Origin of the sequence: Anaerobranca gottschalkii DSM 13577 (genome assembly GCF_900111575.1) — a bacterium.
In the GTDB taxonomy this organism is placed as follows: Bacteria; Bacillota; Proteinivoracia; order Proteinivoracales; family Proteinivoracaceae; genus Anaerobranca; species Anaerobranca gottschalkii.
The window spans coordinates 1-6,368 of record NZ_FOIF01000082.1 but is presented as its reverse complement, the minus strand read 5'-3'; the positions used below and the strand labels follow the sequence as shown (position 1 = coordinate 6,368).

General features: G+C 35.2%; 5 protein-coding genes. All 5 read left to right on the top strand.

The genetic code is table 11. The features are described 5' to 3' along the window. Positions 1-291: 291 nt before the first annotated feature. The gene (locus BMX60_RS11370) at positions 292-501 is read left to right on the top strand and encodes a PLD nuclease N-terminal domain-containing protein (protein WP_143055939.1); all 210 of its coding nucleotides are present in this window, start codon (positions 292-294) and stop codon (positions 499-501) included. Between the two features lie 293 nt (positions 502-794). Beyond that, entirely contained in the window at positions 795-1,604 is an 810-nt protein-coding gene (gene cdaA, locus BMX60_RS11360) for a diadenylate cyclase CdaA (RefSeq protein WP_091351556.1), read from the top strand. A gap of 3 nt (positions 1,605-1,607) precedes the next feature. Beyond that, complete coding sequence (locus BMX60_RS11355) at positions 1,608-2,498, top strand: CdaR family protein (RefSeq protein WP_091351555.1); 891 nt, start codon at positions 1,608-1,610, stop codon at positions 2,496-2,498. A 38-nt stretch (positions 2,499-2,536) separates the two neighbouring features. Beyond that, positions 2,537-3,874 carry a phosphoglucosamine mutase gene (glmM, locus tag BMX60_RS11350; RefSeq protein ID WP_091351554.1) on the top strand — a complete coding sequence of 446 codons (1,338 nt, stop codon included), beginning with the start codon at positions 2,537-2,539 and terminating at the stop codon, positions 3,872-3,874. 435 nt (positions 3,875-4,309) lie between these two features. Next, positions 4,310-6,124 (top strand): glutamine--fructose-6-phosphate transaminase (isomerizing), encoded by a 1,815-nt coding sequence (glmS, locus tag BMX60_RS11345; RefSeq protein WP_091351553.1) that lies wholly within the window; start codon positions 4,310-4,312, stop codon positions 6,122-6,124. The last annotated feature ends 244 nt before the right edge of the window (positions 6,125-6,368 follow it).

Here is a 6,368-nt window from a genome sequence, read left to right as displayed (position 1 = left end):
TCCATGGCTCAATAGAGCTTTCGGAACGTCCTGTTCCTCACCCCTTCTTCCTTTTATCTAATCAGCTCTTAAATCTATCTCCTCAACTTAATCGTATCTTTGTTTAATTACCACAGCTGATGATGACTTTGTCTATAGTTTGTCTTCAGTCTGAGCAGTAGCTATTTAAGCTACTGCTTCCTTTGTCTTTATTTATATAAAAAAATTATCTTTAAGCAGGTAATATTCAATAATTGACGAATACTATATATAGTAGAAATTTTATAGAATTAGGGGAAAGTGGGTGAAATTATGGCTTTTTTAGGTTGTTTACCGATAATATTTTTGTTTCCACTATTATTCTTTATCTTTTGGATAGTAACTTTATTTGAAGTATTGAGGAGACCGGATGATACTTTTAGGAATAGTGGGGACAGGATAATGTGGATTCTAATAGTATTTTTCGGAAACTTTATTGGGGCATTAATTTATCAAATTTTTGGGAAAAATGAGATGTCCTAATACATCACCTGTCCTTGCTTTGTTAATGTCTATTTTTTTACCGTCATCTGGTCAATTCTACAATAAACAGTTATTAAAAGGAATTTTAGCCTTAGCTTTATATTCCCTAGGTATACTAAGCTTAAAATATACAAACTGGTTATTATACTTCATTTGGTTTATAATAATTGCTGATGCTGTGCTAACATCTATATATTATAAAGTCGAAAATAAAAAGGAGCAGCGATACTTTATTTTCCCATTACAAAAAATAGATAAGGTTAAAACATGAATTAGGGGTGGAGGTATTTTTTATGTGGCAGTTGATAACCCGTGTAATATCAAATTTCAATATAAAAGATGCTATTGATATTGCTATAGTTTCCTTTGTTCTTTACAAAGTAATCATGTTGATAAAAGGGACTAGAGCTGTTCAATTGATTAAAGGGTTAGGAGTTTTACTTACTGCCACTGTTGTTACCGGTTGGCTAGGGTTAAATACAATAAATTGGTTATTAAATCAGACAATGACAGTAGGGTTAGTTGCTTTACCAATAATTTTTTATCCTGAACTTCGGAGAGCTTTGGAACAGCTAGGAAGGGGTAAATTTTTCAAATCTACCCGCTTTTTAGCTCCTAAGGAATTTGAACAGGTGGTTACTGAGTTGGTGAAAGGTGTCGTTACACTATCAAAGGAAAAAGTTGGTGCACTAATAGTAATAGAACGGGAAACAGGACTAAATGAACACATAGAGACGGGAGTACCTTTAGACGCAATAATATCTTCCCAGTTAATAGTTAATATCTTTACTTTAAAAACCCCTCTCCATGATGGAGCAGCAATAATAAAGGGAAATAGAATAGCGGCAGCAACCTGTTACCTTCCTTTAAGTGAAAACTTAGATATCAGTAAAGATTTAGGAACTAGGCATAGAGCAGCACTAGGTATAAGTGAACAAAGTGATGCTGTAGTGATCATAGTTTCTGAAGAAACAGGGGTAATCTCCTTGGCGAAGAACGGAAAACTAACCCGTTATTTAGATGAAAAAACCCTAAGGGAAATGCTGGCGATAGAACTGAAAAATAGTGAAGAAGAGGCTAGTAAGTGGCCTTGGAGGTGGTAAAAAGTGAAGGGTTATGGTAAAAATCTTGGGACTAAATTCATTTCTATCTTTTTAGGGGTAATATTATGGCTTTTTGTCTATGGGCAGCAAAGTCCCTTAAATACACCGGAATTTACCAGAACATTAACTAATATCCCTGTAGAGATTATTGGGGCAAATAGGGATTTTCAATATATAGTAACTCCTTCCACAGTAGATATTGTCATCCGGGGTAGTCAAGATGTGATCAATTCATTGGTTAATAGAGAACATAAAGCTACCGTTGATGTCAGAGGATTAGATGAAGGAATACATAATTTGCCTGTATCTACTTCTTTAACAGGGGGAGTGGTACAAAATATAAAACCTAATTATATTACAGTTATAGTTGATCCAATTTTAACCCAAGAGTTCCCAATAAGTTTAACAACTGAAGGAGAGTTACCAGGGGGATTGGTATTAAAAGATGTATTATTAACACCTAATACCATTACCCTAACAGGTCCAAAGGGTGAATTAGAAAGGGTTTCTAAAGTAGAGGTAGTGTTAAATTTAGAAGAAATAGGGGAAAGTGGTAGAATTTCTGTACCTGCGAGGGCATTGGATATATATGGAAGAAATATTAATGCTTTACAGCCAAATATATCCAATGTTATAATAGAAGTTGTGATAGAAGGAGATTTAGTTGAAGGAGAATTTTCTATAGGTTATAGAAATCTTCAACAAGGGCTAAAAGTAGCTTTATCTCCAACTACTGTTCAAGCTAAGTTTCCTAAGAATATAAATAAGGATAATATAGAGGTTTTTGTCGACTTAGAAGGACTTGAAGAAGGAACCCATACTGTAGCACTTCAAACGGATACAGAAGGGGTTATATTAGAGAGGGAAACTATTGAAGTAAAGATAGAAAGGTAGAAATACAATAAGGTAAAAGTAGAAAAGGAGAGATTAAATTGGGTAAACTTTTTGGGACCGATGGTATTAGAGGTAAAGCAAACGAATTTTTAACACCTGAGTTGGTATATAAAATAGCCCGCTGTGCAGGCTATTATTTTACCCAAAATTGGGATAACCCTAAAATACTTATCGGTAAAGATACTAGGATTTCTGGGGATATGATTGAATCAGCTTTAGTTTTAGGATTTACCTCTGTAGGGGTAGATGTAATTAAGTTAGGTGTAGTTACAACACCAGCTGTCGCTTATTTAACCAAAAACACCAATGCTTCTGCAGGAGTAATGATTTCCGCATCCCACAATCCTATGGAAGATAATGGAATTAAGTTTTTCTCAAATTTAGGGTTTAAACTACCCGATGAGGTAGAAGATAAAATTGAAGAACTGTACTTTTCAGAAAAGCCTTTGCCATATCCTACAGGAGAAGGGGTAGGTAGAGTTTGGGAAGATTTAACTTTAAAAGATAGATATATTGAATACTTGAAAACTACTGTAAAAAACAGATTTGATAATGTTAAATTAGCTTTAGATTGTGCCAATGGAGCTGTTTATCAGCTAGCACCTGAATTGTTTACTGGATTAGGGGCTAAAGTACACATTATAAATAATCAGCCTGATGGAACCAATATCAATGCCGATTGTGGATCTACCCACCCAGAAAGGTTGGCAGCCTATGTTAAAGAACAGGGATTAGATTTAGGTTTTGCCTTTGATGGAGATGCCGATAGACTTATAGCAGTAGATAAGGATGGAGAAGTCATTGACGGAGATTATATATTGGCAATTTGCGGTAAGTATTTAAAAGGTGTAGGAAAACTTCCTGAAAATGTAATTGTAGGAACTGTCATGGCTAATCTAGGTTTTGACATTGCTTGCCAAAGGGAAGGGATAAAACCAATAAAAACTAAAGTTGGGGATAGATATGTCCTTGAAGAAATGTTAAAAGGTGGTTATACTTTAGGTGGAGAACAATCAGGTCATATCATCTTTTTAGAATACAGCACTACCGGTGATGGTCTCCTTACTGCTATTCAGTTATTAGATATTTTAATATCAACAGGACAAACTTTAGATAGAGCAAAAACTATTTTACAAAAGCTTCCCCAAGTCCTTGTGAATGTAAAAGTTGGAAATAAGGAAAAATACCATACTAATACTGAGATAGCTAAAGTAGTGTCAGAAGTTGAAGATGTTTTAGGACAAGAAGGAAGGGTATTAGTCCGTCCATCGGGAACAGAAAATTTAATTAGAGTAATGGTTGAAGGAAAGGATTATGATAAGATCCAAGACTATGCCGAAAAAATAGCTAGTGTCATCCAAAGGGAACTGGCATAAAATATAAAGAGGGCAAGATTTATTGGTTTTTAGCAGTAAATCTTGCTCAATAACTCTTTTTATAAAAATAGGAATTTTGTTAAGGAGGTGGTGGGAAATTAAAGGTAAAACTAAATAGGGAGGTGGATAGATGGCATTATCATTATCAGTCTACTTTTATTAAAGCGCCTGAACTCAACGATGTTGAGTTGACGAGGATGAAGTTTATCGAAGGTTTCGGCGGATGACTTCCGGTATGCTACTACCGTTAAAAATTCTTTAAACCCCTGAGGTGACTTAGGGAACAAAGGGAATTGGGTAGCTTATTTTGCTATGCCATTTTTAGGCATATTTTTTAATAGTTTTGTGATTAAGCTTAATGAAATTAAATGGATTTTGAAAATATAGGGGAAAATAAAAAGGATATAAAAAGACTTAAATTAGGAGGATATAACTATGTGTGGAATAGTTGGATATATTGGAGATAAACAAGCAGCACCAATCCTTTTTGAAGGATTGTCAAAGTTAGAATATAGAGGTTATGATTCTGCAGGAATTGCAGTTGTGGAAAAAGGTTTATTAGCTGTGGAAAAAAAAGAAGGTAGGTTACAGGGATTAGAAGATATAGCTAAGGATAAATTCACTGCTACTGTGGGGATTGGACATACCCGTTGGGCTACCCATGGAAAACCCTCTGATGTTAATTCCCACCCCCATTTAGATAGTGATGAAGAGATTGCAGTTGTCCACAATGGAATTATCGAAAATTATTTAGCTTTAAAGGAAATGTTGATAGATAAAGGCCATAAATTTAGATCAGAAACAGATACAGAAGTAGTACCCCATTTGATTAAAGAATTTTATAAAGGAGACCTTCTTGCAGCAGTCAAAGAAGCAGTTAAGCATTTAGAAGGGGCATACGCTTTAGTGGTTCTTCATAAAGATGAACCATATAGGTTAATTTGTGTTAGAAAAGATAGTCCCTTGGTAATTGGTCTTGGGGAAGGAGAAAATTTCATAGCTTCCGATATCCCAGCAATTATCCAGTACACAAAAAAGACTTTAATATTAGATGATAATGAAATCGCTGTAGTTACCAAAGAGAAAGTTGAAGTTATGGATAAAGTGGGTAACCCTGTGGATAAAAAAGTTTTAGTTGTGGATTGGGACCCAGTTGCAGCTGAAAAGGATGGTTATCCACATTTTATGTTAAAGGAAATCCATGAACAGCCAACTGCTCTAAGGAATACTTTAAAAGATAGAATTGAAGGGGATAGAGTTAACTTAGATTACCTAAATCTAAGCCCTGAATATTTAAAAGGTCTTAGAAATATATCGATAGTTGCTTGTGGTACTGCATACCATGCAGGGCTTATAGGTAAAGAACTAATTGAAGGGTTATTGAGAATACCTGTGGAAGTTTCTGTTGCTTCTGAGTTCCGTTATAGAAACCCGCTAGTAGATGAAAAAACTCTAGTAATCGTTGTAAGTCAATCCGGTGAAACCGCCGATACCTTAGCTGCTTTAAGGGAATCTAAACGTAGGGGAGCTAAAGTGTTAGCTATCACTAATGTTAAAGGTAGTTCTGTGGCTAGGGAAGCAGATTTTATGTTCCATACAGTAGCGGGTCCAGAAATTGCCGTAGCATCTACAAAGGCATATACTACCCAATTATTAGGATTTTACCTCATAACTTTATACTTTGGACAATTACTAGGTAAGGAAATGCCTAAAGAGCTTTACAGTGGTTTAAAGGAATTACCTGTCCTTGCAGAAAAAGTTATAAACGAAACAGAAAAAAGAATTGAATCTTTGATTAAACCCTTTGAAGGTTGGGGTGATTGTTTCTTCATCGGTAGAAGCTTAGACTGGCACGTAGCAGAAGAGGGAGCCCTAAAATTAAAAGAAATTTCCTATATCCATGCTGAAGCCTATGCAGCAGGGGAGTTAAAACACGGAACCCTAGCCCTTATAGAAAAGGATATTCCCGTTATCGCCTTAGCTACCCAACTAGAAGTATACGAAAAAACAATCAGTAATATCAAAGAAGTTAAAGCTAGGGAAGGATATGTAATAGCCTTAGTTCAAGAAGGGGATACAGAAACAGCTAAATCTGTAGACCAAGTACTAGAAATACCAAAGGTTCCATCATTATTAACACCAATTCTAACGGTATTACCATTACAATTAATTTCTTACTATGTAGCGGTAGCAAGGGGTTGTGATGTAGATAAACCAAGGAACTTAGCTAAGTCCGTTACAGTTGAGTAGAGGGAGTAGAACAAAAATCATGGCGAAAGCCATGATTTCAGTTTGTAGAAAAAGTCATTTTTTAAAGGCTGTGGTAATTAAACATTCTAACAAAGTTTTGCGTCGAGATTTAAGGCTTCTATCTAAAAGGAAGAAGGATTTTTCCCCTTCTTCCTTTTATCTAATCAGCTCTTAAATCTATCTCCTCGACTTAATCGTATCTTTGTTTAATTACCACAGCTGATGGTGACTTTGTCTATAGTTT